This window comes from Flavobacterium sp. RSSA_27 (assembly GCF_051547125.1).
Taxonomy (GTDB): Bacteria; Bacteroidota; Bacteroidia; order Flavobacteriales; family Flavobacteriaceae; genus Flavobacterium.
The window spans coordinates 1-597 of the sequence record NZ_JBPTTN010000016.1; the positions used below are offsets into that span (position 1 = coordinate 1).

Sequence of the window (597 nt, forward strand, 5' to 3'; positions counted from 1 at the left end):
GTAAACAAGTCGTTGTTGTTAGGTTGAGAAGGATAATTAATTGCTCCTGAACTGCCACTACTTGAGCTTCCGCCGCCACCGCCACCACATGCGGATTTATAATAGTCACAAGTGCAAGTGGTATAGGCGTAGCTCCAATCTTGACCTCCATTTGAATAAGTCGTTACCCAATACCAATCGGTACAACTGTTAGATTTGTTGAATTTTTTACTTTTTGGAAGTACACTACTATTTTTTTCTAATACACCGTTATTGTAGTCACTCGTAAGTTGCATATTTTGAAGCATGTTATAGAATGAAACTGTACCAGTAAAGTAGGCTTTGTTTTTGTCTTTATTAAATATAGATATAATGAGTTGATTGGTTTTGTCAATTTTATCATCATATTTGGCTGAGACAATTTTCGAGTGTATTATTTTATTGTTTAAAACAAAGAAAATGGCTTTGGTTGTGTTGTAAGATTCAAAACCCTTTAAGGTACTTATATCTGCTATGAGCAATTTTTCGGTACTTTTTAGGTCATAAATATGAATAGTATTTAGGTTTATAGCTTCCATTAGTGCTTCAATTTGAGCACCATTTTCTTTGCCGGCTTCG

The 597-nt window shown here is 34.3% G+C and carries 1 protein-coding gene; it reads right to left on the bottom strand.

What is annotated here, in order from left to right; all coding sequences use genetic code 11:
• A partial coding sequence (locus tag ACSVH5_RS13440) for a hypothetical protein (protein ID WP_438061921.1) occupies positions 1–557 on the bottom strand: 557 nt, incomplete at its 3' end.
• Between the last annotated feature and the right edge of the window lie 40 nt (positions 558–597).